Genomic DNA, 14,586 nt, shown 5'->3' with positions numbered 1-14,586 from the left:
CTTTCTGTGCCTTCCCTGTGTCGGGAAGGGTGCGTGAGGGCGACAGACCTCAGGCCTGTCGCCGGCTCGGCATCCCTTCGCTCGCATAATCGAGATCAGGTTCGACGGGTGTTCTCTCAGCCGTTTCCGGCACCCCGTGTCGAGTCCTGCGGACAGGCTACACGGCACCGGTTCGGTCTTCGAGAGGCGGCAGCGTCGGCGTTCACAGGATCGTCACATCGCCTACGCGAGAACTTAGCTCAGATCGACGTTAAAATGGCTGTTCCCGTCCCGACTCGTGAAAGGAGATTCCGACGCACACGCCGGCCCCACACAACGCTCCCTACGTCTCCCTTTCTCAGAAGGTCGGAGACGCTCCCCCGCTCGGCCGCGCCACGGTCCGCAGCCCCGCGAGGCACGAGGAGATGGTGTGGTTCGAGGATCGCTACGCCATCCCGATCACCACCACCACGCCCGACGAGGCGCAGATCGAGGACGCGCTGTTCCTGCGTCGCGTGCTCGACCGGGCGCACATCGACTACCTGCTCGTGCGCGACGACAGCGACCGCCCGATCCTCGCGATCGACCGCGCCGACCGGAAGAGGCTGCGCACCGCTCTCGCCGAGGGGTGTGCCGACGAGCCGTTCTATTCGAAGGCCGTCGGTTCTAAGCGGCGTCCCGTCCCGGTCGCGGACGGTCGGCTCTCGCGCGACAGGAAGGACCGGGTGTTCCGGCTGTTCCGTCCACGGGTCGACCTGACCAGCGGGCTGCGGTACGGCGCGTCGAACGGGGTCGACATCGAACTGTGGACCTACACCGACGACGAGGTGATCATGCCTCGTCCGAACGCTCTCACCCGCACGACCGCCCTGCGCGACGAGATGCGCCGGACGACGGTCGAGCGGTACGGACAGCTGTGGCCCACGATCGAGGGCATGTTCGACCGCCATCCGGGCGACATTCCGTTCGAGATCGACCTCGTGTTCTCGTGGGTCGACGGGTCGTCGAAGTCGTTCCAGGCCAAGCGCGCGAAGCTGATGCAGAACTATGTCGTCGGCGAAGGTGACGACTCGCCGGCGCGCTACCGGCAGATCAACGAACTCAAGTACGCCCTGCGTTCGGTCCACATGTACGCGCCGTGGGTGCGGCGGATCTTCGTCGCCACCGACTCACCGCGACCGGCGTGGCTCGCCGACGATCCGCGCGTGACCTTCGTGCGGAGCGAGGAGTTCTTCTCCGATCCGTCGGCACTGCCCACCTACAACTCGATGGCGGTCGAGTCGCAGTTGCATCACATCCCGGGGCTGTCCGAGCACTTCCTGTACTCGAACGACGACATGTTCTTCGGTCGCCGGGTGAGCCCGAGCCTGTTCTTCTCCGGCGGGGGCGTCGGCAAGTTCATCGAGTGCGACGTGCGGATCGGTCTCGGCCGAAACAACGCGTCGCGCAGCGGATTCGAGAACTCCTCGCGCATGAACCGTAAGCTTCTGCAGGACCGCTTCGGGGTCACCATCACTCGACACCTCGAGCACACACCTGTCCCGTTGCGCAGGTCGATCATGGCGGAGATGGAGCGCGAGTTCGCGGACGAGTTCGCTGCGACGGCGGCGAGCCCGTTCCGGGCGGCCGACAACATCTCGGTGACGAACTCCTTCTACCACTACTACACACTGCTGACCGGCCGCGCGGTGCAGCAGACCACGGCGAAGGTGGAGTACGTCGACACCACCGTGAAGTCCGGCCTGCGACATCTGGACACGATCCTGGCGCGCCGCAATCTCGACCTGTTCTGCCTCAACGACGGCAGCGCGCCCGAGGTCGACCTGGAGCTGCGCACCGCGAAGGTCACGCAGTTCCTGGAGCGGTACTACCCGATTCCGGCGCCCTGGGAGACCGACTACCCGGGCCGACCGGACATCGGCTAGACGCGAACGGTGAGATCGGGGTTCTCGGGGATGCGGATGCCGGCTTCGGCCAGGCGCCGCGCCGCGTCCTCGGCCGTGTGGGGTTGCCCGGCGGTGGCGTAGCTTCCGCTGGGCACCACGGAGTGCACGATGGTGTCGGGATAGACGTGCACGAGGTTGAAGCCCTGCGCTCCGTCGTGTCCGCGCTGCGAGCCGACCGGGACGTTCAGGTCCTGGGTGTAGCAGGTCGACGAGGCGACCGAGACCGGGATGCCGGCGAACGTGGCCGAGGTCGAGTAGTGCAGGTGACCACCGAGGATGGCGCGCACATCGGTGCCACGCAGCACTTCGGCGAGGCCCGCTTGGTCGCGCAGTTCGACGAGGACGGCCATGTCGAACACGCTCGGGACCGGCGGATGATGCAGTGCGAGAACGGTACCGAACGGGGCGGATGCCGAGAGTTCGTCGGCCAGCCAGGCGAGCTGCTCGGCGGAGACCTCGCCGTGGTGATGGCCCGGAACCGAGGTGTCGAGCGTGATGATCCTCAGTCCGCCGACCATGTGGACTCCGTCGATGGGTGCACCCACGGGATCTTCGTCGAGGAGCTCCTCACGGAAGGTCGCGCGGTCGTCGTGATTACCCATGGCCCAGACGATGTCGGCTCCGAGCGCTGCTGCCAGCGGTTCGACGAGACCGCGGAGCTTGCGGTAGGCGTCGGGCTGGCCGCGGTCGGCGAGGTCGCCGGTGAACACCAGGGCATCGGGACGGACCTGCGACGCACGGATGTCCTCGAGAATCAGTCCGAGGCGGGTGTCGGCGTCGACGGTGCCGTAGAGGAGTTCGTCTCCACCGACGAGATGTGTATCGGTGAGATGAAGGAGGGTGTGCGAAGGTCTGGGATATTCGGCTATTCGCTCAGGGGCTGGAGAGCTGCCCATGATCTCTCACTTCCATTCGCCCGTTTCGGGGCACTCGATCGCCATCAACGGTAGCGAGTGTGTTTCTACGACTCCATGGCTTCTGGATCACATCGAGACGCCGAACCTGCGGCGAACACCTCGTTACTGCGCGGTGACCTGCGGAAACGGACAATCGAACATTTACTGGTGATCTGGGTCACAATCCAGTTCGACGGGCGCACCGGCACCCAGTGCATCCCGCAGCACGACGTCGACCTCGTCGCTCGGGTACATCGGCAGGGTGTGGTGGGTACCGGCGGTGAGAGTGACGGCTCGACAGGACGGCAGCGCCTTCCGCGCTGCGCGGGCCACCTCGTCGGGGTCGTGGACGCGCCCGAACGGAGCGAGCACCACCGTGGTGTCGACTGTGCACCGTCCCAACTCCTCGGACGACGGACGCCGGGGCACGATCGTCTTCGCGGTCGGGAAGTGTGCCGCGCCCAGCGCCATCAGGGTGACCCAGTCGGGATCGAGTTGCGCCCCTCGGGTTTCCCACTCGAGGAATGCCCGTTCGCGGGCAGCGGTGGGCCGGACGAGAACCGGAAGTGCCCGCAGGAGATAGCCGAACCGCATCCCGACAAAGCACGAGGTGGGGTCGAGCAACACGAGCCGGCCGACCCGTTCGGGAGTCCGCACGGCTGCCGCGAGCGCGATCATCGCACCATACGAGTGACCGGCGAGTGCGCACCGCGTCGCCCCGAGAGCATCGGCGACGGAGCCGAGCCATTCGAGCAGATCGTCGACGCTGCGTACGGGATCACCACCGGCGACGCTGCGTCCGACGTCGCCGATGATGTCGACGGCCAGCACGCGGTGGGTCTCCCCCAGCGCTGCGGCGTTGGCGAACCAGACCATCGACGTGGCGCCGGCACCCGGGAGCAGCAGGACCGGCGGTGCGTCGGGTGGCCCGTACTCGGTGACGCGGGCGGTGCCGAAGCGGGAGTCGAGATCGTGGATCACGGTGCCGCGCGGCCATTTCGCGAGGAGCGCGTCGTACGCGGCGCAGAAGGCGCGGCCCTCGTCGGATTCTGCGAACGATGTGCGTGGTGACCGGAGCATCGGAACCTCCACCGTCGAATATCTCGATGATCGAGATACTAGGTGGACGAGTAGAGTCTGTCGAGAGGCGGAGGTGACATGACGGACGACGGCAGACTCGACATGATCCACCGGTTGCGCGCGCTCACCGTGCAACTCGATCTGCTCGGCGCCGAATTCGCACAGAAACACGCGCTGCATCCCACCGATCTGCGAGCACTGATCGGACTTCTCGACCGGGAACGGGCCGGGGAGATCGCGACACCCGGCTGGCTCGCCGAGCACCTGCGGCTCAACACCGCATCGATCACCGCACTCGTCGACAGGCTCGAACGGGCCGGTCACGTGCGGCGGGATCGCGACAGCGACGACCGGCGGCGCGTCATCCTGCGCGTGACCCCGGCGGCCGAGAAACTCGGATGGGATTTCTTCGGTCCGCTCTTCGCGCGGGCATCCACTGCGCTCGAGTCCTTCTCCGAGTCGCAACTGGAGGTCGTGCGGGAGTTCCTCGGCTCCATGACTGCTGCAGTGGAGTCCGCGCGTTCCCCGGAAGACACCGAGGCCTGACACCCGCGGGAACCACGCTCCCCCCAGTAGGAAGAATTTCTGTTAACTTCCTTGCCCATCCACATACTTCGGGGGGATGGGAATGCACGTACGCTCATGGGTCGCCGCGGTACTCGCGGTCGCCTTCGCTGTGGTCGGGGCAGGAACGGCAGTCGCAGAGGAGACCGCTCCTCCCCTGCCCGTCGGAAAGACGTTCCTGGACGGGTTCGCCCACGAATTCGGCGACCCGAACGGTAACGCGCTCGGCACGAACGACTGGGACTGCGTCCCGTCGCAGGAACACCCGGATCCCGTCGTGCTCGTCCACGGCACGGTGCTCAACCGGCACAACAACTGGTCGTATCTCGGGCCTCTTCTCGCGAACGAGGGCTATTGCGTCTTCGCTCTCACTTACGGCAACCATGCCGACCTCCCCTGGCCGTTGAATTCCGTCGGTGGGCTGCTGCCGATGGAGGACAGCGCACAGCAGCTCTCCGATTTCGTCGACGAGGTCCTTGTCGCGACCGGCGCGGAGAAGGTCGACCTCGTGGGTCACTCGCAGGGCACCCTGATGCCCGTCTGGTACGTGAAGTTCCTCGGCGGCAACGAGAAGGTCGACGATTACATTTCGCTCGGACCGGTCTACGAGGGCAGCCACGCCTTCCTGCTCGCGGCGTCGTTCGAACTGTTCGAGCACGTCGGTGTGCGGCAGGACGTGGAGAATCTCGCCCACTTCGTCGGATGCGGTGCGTGCCCGCAGGTCCTTGCCGGATCGGATTGGATCCACACAATCCAGGAGGCCGGCGTCTACGCCGACGAGGTGACGTACACGAACATCATGACCCGCTACGAGGAGATCGTCCTCCCGCACACCAGTGGCTACCGCGAGGCGCCCAACGCGACAAACATCGTGCTGCAGGACCACTGCGCGAACGACTTCGTCGAACATGCCGGCATCGTCAACGACCCGAACGCGGCATGGTTCGTCCTCGACGCGCTCGATCCGGGTTCGGCAGGGCCGCTGGAGTGCGTCTTCGTGCCGCCGATCCTCGGTTGGAGCCCGGATCCGACGATCGGCAATCCCACGACCGAGGACGCCGTGGTCGTGAGTCGCCCCGGCGCGTGAGTCGTCCGATCCTCATTACGTCGCGGTTCCTGTCTCACGAAATGCCGAGATCTTCTGTGACGGGTGCGGACAGGTCGCGAAGCTGACGCGCTGAACCGGGGCTCGCGCGGCGTGTTGCGGTAGCGAACCCCGGTTCGGCGCGCGAACTATATTGCGGCGCTGCTCGGTTCCTTCAGCCCGGCGATGAACGCCTGCAGCGCGAACTCCACCCGCGACTCCACGGACGGCACACCGGATCCGATCGCTTCGACGAACAACGGGAACTCGGCGAGGGCTTCGGTATCGATGCCCGGATCGCCGTCGTCTGCCGGTGGTGCGCTGTGCTGGCCCAGCACGATGGCGGCCAGTGTCTGGATCACGAGGAGCGCATCCTGCGGCGTGAATCCGGCGTCCCGCAACACCTCGAGCATCTTCTCCAGATGCACGGCATTGCCCGAGGTGACCGCCGGACGGGACGCAAAGAACGGTACTGCCCCGGGGTGCGCGAGCAAGCCGCGATGGAAGGCCCGGCCGTAGCCCTCGAGGACCGTCCGCCACGGAGCGTCGGTCTCGGCTCCGGTGAGCGCTTCGTCCATCACGTACTGGACGATGGCGTCCTCGAGTCCCTGTTTGTTCTTCACGTGGTGGTACAGCGTCATCGCTTCCACGTCCAGCTCACGTGCCAGCTTCCGCATCGACAGCGCGGCCGCACCTTCCCGGTCGACCATCTGCACCGCTGCATGGAGCACCTGCTGCCGGGTCAGTCCGGCGTGCCGACCCTGCGCGCGCGTCGATCCCATGAAACCTCCTTGCCACTCTTACGACGTAAGACTACCATCGCCGACGTAAGTCATACACCGTAAGAGAGGAGTCCGGCATGACCGTCCGAACCGAAATTCGTACGACGAAACGCCGGCCCAACCTTGTGCAGGCCCTCACCCTCGGCGCGTGCCTGCAGATCCTCTGCATCGCACTCCCTCTGCTGGACGTGTGGATGATCGGATCGATCGAGCAGCACGTGCAGAACGCATATCCCGAATGGGGACCCGACAATGTGAACCTCGACCGGAACGCGATCGCCGGATACCTCGTGATCGTGGGCGTCCTCGGCCTGGCCGGCCGGCTCGGCGCGCTGTGGAGCGCGAAGAAGGACGTCGCGGTCCGCGCTGTGGTGACGACACTGTTCGTGATCGGAACCTGCGTGCTGCTGTTCGACGTCGGATACGCGGGCGAACACTACAACCCGATCGTCCCGCTGTGGCTGGGCATCACCCTGCTGGTGATCCCGCTGCTGCCGGGCATCACCGCTGTCATGGCCGCCTGGGTCCTGCCCCCGACCGAAAGGGCCGACCGGCATGACTGACACAACGAGGCCCGGATACACCCTTGCAGCCGTCGCGACCGTGCAGTTCATGGTGTCGCTGGATCTGTCCGTCGCGAACATCGGACTCCCCCGGATCACCGAGGGGTTGCATTTCGACCCGATGGGAGCGACGTGGGTGATCCACGCCTACGCACTGTTCTTCGGCGGTCTGCTCCTCCTCGGAGGACGCGCGGCCGATCTCTACGGGCACAAGCGGGCTCTCCTCGTAGGACTGGGCGTGTTCGGTCTCGCCTCGCTGCTCGGCGGGTTCGCTGCAGCACCCGGCCACCTCGTCGCCGCACGAGCGATGCAGGGTGTCGGGGCTGCAGCCCTCGCGCCGGCCGCGCTGGCACTGCTGTCGTCGACCTTCCCCGACGGCCGCGCCCGGGTTCGCGCCTTCGGGATATGGAGCGCCATGAATGCCGGCGGTGCCGCCTTCGGTCTCATCATCGGCGGCGTCCTCACCGAATACGCCGGATGGCGGTGGGTCATGTTCGTCAACGTGCCCATGGCCGCTGCAGCACTCGCGCTGACCCGTCTGGGTGTGGGAGTCGACGGAGTACCCGTGCGGCGCGGTCGCCCGGACGTGCTCGGAGCGATTCTCGGCACCGCCGGCACGACAGCCCTGGTGTTCGCACTCGTGCGTACCGACCGCCACGGCTGGACCTCGACGATCACGCTCGTCACCCTCGCCGCGGCCGTCGCCCTGCTGGTGGCGTTCGTCCACGTCGAGCGAACCACCCGCCGCGACCCGCTGATCCGGCTCGGCCTCTTCGCCAACCGGTCGGTGAGCGGGGCGAACGCCTTCAACCTGCTGGTGGGCGCCACCATCGGGTCGGCGTTCTATTTCGTCTCGCTGTATCTACAGCAGGTACTCGGCAACAGCCCGGCTGCCACGGGTCTGATGACCCTGCCGGTGGCCGTGGGTGTCATCGTCGGATCGGTGGTCGCCGTCAAGCTCGGCTACCGCGTGGCGGCGCGCACCCTCCTCGTCGCCGGTGGGCTTCTCAGCGCTTGCGGGTTCGCATGGTTCGGTCTGATCAGCGCCGACGGGTCGTTCGTCACCGACGTTCTGGGACCGGCCGTCGTCGTCGGCATCGGGTTCGGACTCTGCCTCGGTCCGGTGGTGTCCGTCGCGACCTCGGGGGTGGACGCACGCGAGATGGGCACGGCCTCCGGACTTCTCAATACGTCGCGGCAGATCGGTGCGTCGCTCGGACTCGCCGTTCTCGGTACCGCCGCACACCACCGGATCGGTCCACTCGCGACACCCGAGAGCATGAACAGCGGCTACGCGCTCGGATTCGCGCTGGGTGCAGTGCTTCTCGTCGTCGCTGCCGCGATCGCATTCACCGTTCTCCCCCGGACCGGCGCGCCCGCCGAGACTACCGGCGACGCAGCCCCGGTCCGAGGGCCGACGAAAGCACGGACATCATGACATCCACGGAAACATCCTTCCCCGAGACGGATCCGGCGTCGCGGCGAACACTGTCGTCGCTGCTGCGGCCGTTCGTCGGCAGGTTCACTGCGAGTGTGGCTCTCCAGGCCGCGGGCGGTATCGCGGGTCTCGTTCCGCTTCTCGCCGTCGCCGAGGTCGGCCGGACGCTCCTCGCGCCGGGACCGGTCGACCAGTCCCGCGCCTGGACCGCCGTCGTCGTCGGCGCACTCGGACTCTTCGCCCGACTCGTCCTCACGTCGATCGGATCCGGCCTCGCGCACGGCCTCGACGGCTCCGTGCAGCTGGCGTTCCGCCGCGAACTCGCACGTCACCTCGGCAAGGTCCCGATCGGCTGGTTCTCCCGTCGCCGAACGGGTGAACTCGCGAAGGTCGTCGGCGACGACGTCTCCGCCGTTCACCCGTTCATCGCGCACACGCCCGGCGAGATGGTCAACGCCTTCCTCGTTCCGGTCGTGTCGGCGGTCTACCTGTTCACAGTCGACTGGCGGCTGACGCTGATCACCATGATCCCGATCGTCCTGGCCGTGTCGCTGGTTCCCCTGCTGTCCACTGCGGCCCGGCGACGGGAGCAGGAGGAGTTCGACGACGCGATGGGACGCATCGCCGATGTGGTCGTCGAATTCGTGAACGGCATCTCGGTCGTGAAGGTCTTCGGGGACACTCGCCGGTCCCGGAACAGATTCGTCACGGCAGCAGACGATTTCGTCTCGACCTTCACGCGATGGGTGCGCGGCGTCTCCGGCGTGGCAGCGGGGATGCAACTCGCCCTCTCGCCGCCGTTCGTGCTCCTGACCGTGCTGATCGGCAGTTCGATCCTGATCACGGGCGGCAGTATGCCCGCGGCGGATCTGCTGCCCTTCGTGCTCCTCGGCGTGGGGCTGACCACCCCGATCGCGGCGTTGGGCCACGGATTCGACGACATCCTGGCCGCCCGGCGCGCCGTCGAGCGGATCCGGGAGGTGCTGGACGTGCCACCGGTGCCGGAACCCGAGCGGCCGATAGCGCCGAGCGGGCACCGGATCGACCTGCACGACGTCCGCTTCGGCTATTCGGATGCGCACGAGGTCCTCCGGGGCATCGACCTGACACTCGAGTCGGGGACGGTCACCGCCCTGGTGGGTCCGTCCGGCAGTGGGAAGTCCACCCTGGCGACACTGTTGCTGCGCTTCTTCGATCCGACCCACGGCACGATCACTCTCGGTGGCGTCGACCTGCGGGAGGTCGGGAGCAGGACGCTCTACCGCACGATCGCATGTGTCTTCCAGGACGTTCGTCTGCTGCGTGCGTCGATCGCCGACAACATCGCCCTGGCCGTCCCGCACGCCGACCGCGACGCCGTGGTCCGCGCAGCCGTTGCGGCCGACATCCACGAGCGGATCGTCGAACTGCCCCACGGATACGACACGATCCTCGGAGAGGGGGTCGAACTGTCCGGCGGGGAGAGGCAACGCCTGTCGCTCGCGCGGACACTGCTCACCGATGCACCGGTGCTGGTGCTCGACGAGGCGACGGCCTTCGCCGATCCCCGGACCGAAGGTGCGATCCACGCTGCCCTCACCCGTTTGCGCGGCAACCGGACCATCCTGACCGTCACGCACCGACCGGAGACGATCACCGGGGCGGACACGGTCGTGGTTCTCGAGGACGGAGCGATCGTCGAACAGGGTTCACCGGAGGACGTTCTCGTCCGCGAGGGCTCCCTCCAACCGTCCGCAGGTTCCGACCTGCAAGGAAGCAGAGCACGATGATCACCACACTGTTCCGCACACTCGGACGCGAACACGCCGGCCCGCTGCGCCGGACGCTGGCGCTCATGGTGGGATGCGCGATCGCCGAGGGGTTGTCGTACGCCTTCCTCGTCCCGGTGCTGCGCATCCTGTTCGGGGACGCCCCCTCGGACGTCGGACCCTGGCTGATCGGATTCGGGGCGTCGGTCGCGGTCTACGCGGTGCTGCGCTACGTCAGCGACCTGTCGGGTTTCCGCGTCGGGACCTCGCTGCTGCGCGGCGTCTATCACCGGCTGGGCGACCAGCTCGTACGATTGCCGCTCGGCTGGTATCGCGCCGACCTGGTCGGCGAACTGTCGGCGACGGCGAGTCGTGGTGTCCTGCAATCGATGAGCGTGATCGCTCACATGCTCGCGCCGTTCGTCTCGGCATGCGTGACCCCGCTGACCATCGTGGTGGTGATGACCGCCTACGACCTGCGGATGGGCCTGGCGGCCGCCGCGGCGATCCCCGTGGTGACCGCGGTGCAGATGTGGTCGGCGCGCACCACCGCGGCGACCGATATCGAACGCGCCGCACGCGATCACGAGGCCACCGCTCGCGTCGTCGAATATCTTCAGGCACAGCCTGTCCTACGCGCGGGCGGGCGAACCGTCGAACGCTTCCGGTTGCTCGACGACTCGCTCGACGGTATCCGGCGTGCTTCGCGGCGTTCGACGCTCGCAGCCGTGCCGGGCATCGTCGGCACGACGGTCACCGTGCAGGCGGCGTTCACCGCGCTGCTGGCACTGGGCACCTACCTTGTGATCGGCGGGAGCCTCGCGGTGCCGGACATGTTGGCACTCGTCGTCCTCGCAGGTCGCTGCGCCGAACCGCTGTTGTCACTGTCGGAGATCGGCGGAAAGCTGCGCGCCGCCCGCGGCGAACTGACACGACTCGACGCCTTCCTGAGCACCCCTCCCCTCCCCGAGCCGGTTCGTCCGGCGCGACCGCACGGTCACGACATCAAGTTCGACTCGGTGGCCTTCCGGCGGGACGGTCGTACGGTGATCGACGGGTTGTCGCTGGCGGTGCCGCAGGGCCGGCGGTTCGCGGTGGTCGGGCCGTCCGGCGCCGGGAAGAGCACGCTGCTGCAACTGCTCGCACGGTTCCACGACGTGGATGCGGGGTCCGTGCGGATCGGCGGGGTGGACGTGCGGGACATCGCGACCGACGTGCTGATGTCGCAGATCGCGGTGGTCTTCCAGGACGTCTACCTGTTCGATGAGACCCTCGAGGAGAACGTGCGGCTCGGACGTGCGGATGCGACCGACGACGAGGTGCGCGCCGCTGGTGCCGCCGCGGGGCTGGACGAGGTGATCGAACGCCTACCCGACGGCTGGTCGTCGCGAGTCGGTGAAGGCGGCGCGATGTTGTCCGGCGGGGAACGGCAGCGGGTGTCGATCGCGCGAGCACTGCTCAAGGACGCGCCGATCGTCCTGTTGGACGAGACGACGTCCGCCCTGGACCCGGAGAACGAGGCGGTCGTCCGCGCCGGGTTGGAGCGGCTCACGGCGGGACGGACGGTGCTGATGGTCGCGCATCGGTTGCACACCGTCCGCGACGCCGACCGGATCGTGTTCCTGGACCGAGGGCGAATCGTCGAGGAGGGAACCCACGATGAACTGGTGCGTCGCGGCGGCCGCTACACGCAGTTCTGGGAGATGTCGATCGGGCCGGCTTCACCGATCCGCGCATCGTGAGCGGGCACGGACCGTAGGTTATCGACAGGGTGTCGTTATAATTCCTGAGGGCTCCCGGGTCCGCCACGACTTCTCAGAAAGGGTCACCGTGTACGTCATCACCAACCGCATCGACGTTCCTGCCGATACCACCGAGGCATTCGAAAAGGTCTTCGTCGAGAGCATGCGTTCGACGCTCGACGGAGTGCCGGGCCTCAACCGCACGACGTTGATGCGTCCCGCAGCCGACGGCCTGCCCTACGTGTCCACCATGGAGTTCGACTCCAAGGAAGACTTCCTCGCGTGGCTGCGTTCGGACTCGTTCAAGGCGTCGCACTCGGACGATCAGGCTCCGGGCATGCAGGCACCCTCCGCGGTCGAGCAGCACACGCTCATCGAGGACATCGTCTTCGAGAAGTAGAGAACGCGCCGAAACGGGGTTCGCCGCCGCTGTAGCACGCGCGAACCTCGGTTCGGCGCGTCAACGGCCTCCGAACAGGAGTTTGTCCCCAACCCCGCGATCGATCCACAGGTACACCGGATCGGGAGGTCGTCGCGGGTTCGGTGGGTGTCGCTCCGCGCAGGATCGTCGTCGTGACAGATCCGAACATTCTCACCAACACCTCGCTCGCCGTCGCGGGTCTCTCGGACACCGAGATCCGCACCGGCGTTCGCACCGGCTCACTCGTACGGGTCGGGCGCGGGTGCTATCTGCACCGCTGTGACGTCGACGCGATCGGCCCCGTCGGCGTCCACCGTGTCCGTGCCCGGCATGTCGGAGCGACGCTCGGTCCCGACGAGGCGCTCAGCCACGTGTCGGCGGCGGCACTGCACGGCCTCGAACTGTGGGACGTACCGCTCGACCTCGTCCACATCTCCCGGCCCGCCACGCGGCGCGGTCGTGTCACCTCGCAGATCCACGTGCATCCGACCGAACTCGGCGACGACGTGGTGGTCGTCGACGGAGTAGCCGTCACGTCGATTGCCCGCACCGTCGTCGACCTCGCGCGCACGCTCCCGAAGGAGCAGGCCGTCATCGCAGGCGATTCCGCTCTTCGCCTGTACCCCGTTATGCGTGAACAGGTTTCGCGGGCGCTTGCCGATGCCCGGACCCGCCACGGCCTGGCTCGTGCCCGCACAGTGGTGCCGTTTCTGGACGGTCGCAGCGAGAGTGCGGGCGAATCGCTGTCGCGTCTACGCATTGCGGAAGCAGGACTGCCGCGACCGATCCTCCAGTACGAGATCGTGGGCGGGAACGGGCGGCGCTATCGCGTCGACTTCTTCTGGGAGAACGGCGTCGTCGGCGAGTTCGACGGGCGGATCAAGTATTCCGACCCGCGCGACGTGTTCGACGAGAAGCTCCGGCAGGACGCGATCCGCGACGCGGGCTACGAAGTGGTGCGCTGGACGTGGGCGGAGTTGGAACGGTTCGACGTCGTGACGGAGAGACTCCGGCAGGCTGCGCGTCGCGCCGCGAAGCTGACGCGGTGAACCGGGGTTCGCCCCGCGTGTTGCGGTAGCGAACCCCGGTGCGGCGCGCAAGCAATCACTGCGCCGTGCGGGGCTGAGGAAGGAACGTGCTAACGTCCCGCCGGCAGAAACGGATCGGGGGTCACGTGCGTAGGTGGACGACAGTCGTCACGAAGTCGGTGACGGCAGTTGCAATAACAGTGATTCTTGTTGCGGGATGCAGCCATTCTCCAGGGCCGGCATCGATCGCGGCCGAAGGCGTGTTTCCCACCAACGACACACCGAAAGCGGTCGACCCGGAAGTGCATGCACAAATCACATTCGATCCATGTGCGGACATTCCGGAGGAGGCCTTCCGTGCGGAACGTGTCGACCTCTCCACCGGGCAGAAGTCCGAGCACACCTCCGGTGGTTACACGTCGATCCTGTGCACCTTCGACAGCATTCCCCCGGACAGTAACGATACGGGTTGGTTCGACCTGTACCTGCTGGCGTCGAACAGGACGCTCGACGAAGCCTACAAGCGGGACCCCGAGAACACCACCGAGACAACAGTCAGCGGTCGTCCCGCCCTCGTCAAGTTCGACCCGAACGTAACAAACAGCTGCGAGATATCGATGAGCACCCGATTCGGCCTGATCAGCATCAAGCACCACAACCTCACACGCGAGATGCAGCCGATGACGGACGACGCACGATGCAGCCGGACCAGAAGCTTCGTCGAGCGGATCGAGGATTCGGTGGACCGAGAAGTCGACGCAGGACGAATCATGATGGAGGTCGCCACGACCGTACGTACGCCTCGCGTCGTCGACGATTCGGAACGACCTGACATCACTTTCGATCCGTGCCTGGATGTTCCGATGGAGATACTTCTCGAAAGAGGTTTCGACGACCGTAGCAAGGATCTCACCGATCTTCCCTTCGGCACGTACACATTCATCAGCTGCTCATGGAAGAGCTTCGCCCAGACGACCGACCACAAGGATTCCTACGCGATCACTTTCCTCGCCGGCAATGTCTCCTACGAGGAATATCTCGAGCGCGACCGCGATATCTCCACCGAGATCACGATCAATAGCAGGAGAGCGCTCCTCCAGCATGACCGCAACGATTGCGCGATCATCCTGGACACGAAATTCGGCGTTCTCGTCAGCTCGTGGTTGCACTTCCCCTACGACAACGAACCGATTCCTTCCGAGAAACAGTGCGCTCCCCTGTTCTCCCTCGTTCAGGACATCGAAACACTCGTCGATCTCTGACGCGGTGAACCGGGGTTCGCCCCGCGTGTTGCGGTAGCGAACCCCGGTTCGGC

Annotated in this window: 13 protein-coding genes and 1 riboswitch; of the genes, 10 read left to right on the top strand and 3 right to left on the bottom strand. The window is 66.5% G+C overall.

Translation table 11 applies throughout. The features are described 5' to 3' along the window. Positions 1–55: 55 nt before the first annotated feature. Positions 56–147, bottom strand: a riboswitch (TPP riboswitch). Between the two features lie 257 nt (positions 148–404). Beyond that, positions 405–1,904, top strand: coding sequence for a stealth family protein (locus AC0LPE_RS07380; RefSeq protein ID WP_490605918.1), 1,500 nt, complete (start codon positions 405–407; stop codon positions 1,902–1,904). Here the strand turns inward: AC0LPE_RS07380 and AC0LPE_RS07375 are convergent. Both AC0LPE_RS07375 and AC0LPE_RS07370 read right to left on the bottom strand, forming a co-directional pair. Continuing rightward, the gene (locus AC0LPE_RS07375; protein WP_033097360.1) at positions 1,901–2,821 is read right to left on the bottom strand and encodes a phosphodiesterase; all 921 of its coding nucleotides are present in this window, start codon (positions 2,819–2,821) and stop codon (positions 1,901–1,903) included. The two genes, AC0LPE_RS07380 and AC0LPE_RS07375, sit on opposite strands and share 4 nt — an antisense overlap. A 162-nt stretch (positions 2,822–2,983) precedes the next feature. Continuing rightward, positions 2,984–3,901: an alpha/beta fold hydrolase gene (locus tag AC0LPE_RS07370; protein WP_490605917.1), complete on the bottom strand. Its 918-nt coding sequence runs from the start codon at positions 3,899–3,901 to the stop codon at positions 2,984–2,986. A gap of 78 nt (positions 3,902–3,979) precedes the next feature. Here AC0LPE_RS07370 and AC0LPE_RS07365 point away from each other — a divergent pair, with 78 nt between their 5' ends. Both AC0LPE_RS07365 and AC0LPE_RS07360 read left to right on the top strand, forming a co-directional pair. After that, on the top strand, positions 3,980–4,447 hold the full coding sequence (locus AC0LPE_RS07365; protein WP_490605916.1) for a MarR family winged helix-turn-helix transcriptional regulator: 468 nt from the start codon (positions 3,980–3,982) through the stop codon (positions 4,445–4,447). 76 nt (positions 4,448–4,523) lie between these two features. Continuing rightward, positions 4,524–5,552: an esterase/lipase family protein gene (locus AC0LPE_RS07360; RefSeq protein ID WP_229567633.1), complete on the top strand. Its 1,029-nt coding sequence runs from the start codon at positions 4,524–4,526 to the stop codon at positions 5,550–5,552. A 146-nt stretch (positions 5,553–5,698) separates the two neighbouring features. Here AC0LPE_RS07360 and AC0LPE_RS07355 read toward each other — a convergent pair whose 3' ends face one another. Next, entirely contained in the window at positions 5,699–6,331 is a 633-nt protein-coding gene (locus AC0LPE_RS07355) for a TetR/AcrR family transcriptional regulator C-terminal domain-containing protein (RefSeq protein ID WP_033097358.1), read from the bottom strand. Between the two features lie 77 nt (positions 6,332–6,408). On the opposite strand from AC0LPE_RS07355, the gene AC0LPE_RS07350 reads away from it, so the two are divergent. The 7 genes from AC0LPE_RS07350 (at position 6,409) to AC0LPE_RS07320 (ending at position 14,533) form a co-directional block, all read left to right on the top strand. Beyond that, positions 6,409–6,894, top strand: a complete 486-nt coding sequence (locus AC0LPE_RS07350) for a hypothetical protein (RefSeq protein ID WP_490605915.1) — start codon at positions 6,409–6,411, stop codon at positions 6,892–6,894. Continuing rightward, positions 6,887–8,332 carry an MFS transporter gene (locus AC0LPE_RS07345; protein WP_033097356.1) on the top strand — a complete coding sequence of 482 codons (1,446 nt, stop codon included), beginning with the start codon at positions 6,887–6,889 and terminating at the stop codon, positions 8,330–8,332. The genes AC0LPE_RS07350 and AC0LPE_RS07345 overlap by 8 nt, the downstream gene beginning before the upstream one ends. Further along, positions 8,329–10,101 (top strand): ABC transporter ATP-binding protein, encoded by a 1,773-nt coding sequence (locus AC0LPE_RS07340; RefSeq protein WP_490605914.1) that lies wholly within the window; start codon positions 8,329–8,331, stop codon positions 10,099–10,101. The genes AC0LPE_RS07345 and AC0LPE_RS07340 overlap by 4 nt, the downstream gene beginning before the upstream one ends. Next, positions 10,098–11,822 (top strand): ABC transporter ATP-binding protein, encoded by a 1,725-nt coding sequence (locus tag AC0LPE_RS07335; RefSeq protein ID WP_490605913.1) that lies wholly within the window; start codon positions 10,098–10,100, stop codon positions 11,820–11,822. The genes AC0LPE_RS07340 and AC0LPE_RS07335 overlap by 4 nt, the downstream gene beginning before the upstream one ends. An 88-nt stretch (positions 11,823–11,910) precedes the next feature. Next, positions 11,911–12,222 (top strand): antibiotic biosynthesis monooxygenase family protein, encoded by a 312-nt coding sequence (locus AC0LPE_RS07330; RefSeq protein ID WP_016694228.1) that lies wholly within the window; start codon positions 11,911–11,913, stop codon positions 12,220–12,222. Between the two features lie 173 nt (positions 12,223–12,395). Further along, the gene (locus AC0LPE_RS07325) at positions 12,396–13,292 is read left to right on the top strand and encodes a hypothetical protein (RefSeq protein WP_490605912.1); all 897 of its coding nucleotides are present in this window, start codon (positions 12,396–12,398) and stop codon (positions 13,290–13,292) included. 158 nt (positions 13,293–13,450) lie between these two features. Then, entirely contained in the window at positions 13,451–14,533 is a 1,083-nt protein-coding gene (locus tag AC0LPE_RS07320) for a DUF3558 domain-containing protein (RefSeq protein ID WP_229567629.1), read from the top strand. The last annotated feature ends 53 nt before the right edge of the window (positions 14,534–14,586 follow it).

This window comes from Rhodococcus sp. S3, assembly GCF_058211795.1.
Note: the sequence above shows the minus strand (reverse complement) of the source record. Positions and strands in the feature narration are given on the sequence as shown.

Excerpts from the sequence above, each read along its gene's own strand:
- AC0LPE_RS07355 (WP_033097358.1), bottom strand. The coding sequence starts at position 6,331 with ATGGGATCGACGCGCGCGCAGGGTCGGCACGCCGGACTGACCCGGCAG.
- AC0LPE_RS07345 (WP_033097356.1), top strand. The coding sequence starts at position 6,887 with ATGACTGACACAACGAGGCCCGGATACACCCTTGCAGCCGTCGCGACC.
- AC0LPE_RS07365 (WP_490605916.1), top strand. The coding sequence starts at position 3,980 with ATGACGGACGACGGCAGACTCGACATGATCCACCGGTTGCGCGCGCTC.
- AC0LPE_RS07370 (WP_490605917.1), bottom strand. The coding sequence starts at position 3,901 with ATGCTCCGGTCACCACGCACATCGTTCGCAGAATCCGACGAGGGCCGC.
- AC0LPE_RS07375 (WP_033097360.1), bottom strand. The coding sequence starts at position 2,821 with ATGGGCAGCTCTCCAGCCCCTGAGCGAATAGCCGAATATCCCAGACCT.
- AC0LPE_RS07335 (WP_490605913.1), top strand. The coding sequence starts at position 10,098 with ATGATCACCACACTGTTCCGCACACTCGGACGCGAACACGCCGGCCCG.
- AC0LPE_RS07350 (WP_490605915.1), top strand. The coding sequence starts at position 6,409 with ATGACCGTCCGAACCGAAATTCGTACGACGAAACGCCGGCCCAACCTT.
- AC0LPE_RS07340 (WP_490605914.1), top strand. The coding sequence starts at position 8,329 with ATGACATCCACGGAAACATCCTTCCCCGAGACGGATCCGGCGTCGCGG.
- AC0LPE_RS07380 (WP_490605918.1), top strand. The coding sequence starts at position 405 with ATGGTGTGGTTCGAGGATCGCTACGCCATCCCGATCACCACCACCACG.
- AC0LPE_RS07360 (WP_229567633.1), top strand. The coding sequence starts at position 4,524 with ATGGGAATGCACGTACGCTCATGGGTCGCCGCGGTACTCGCGGTCGCC.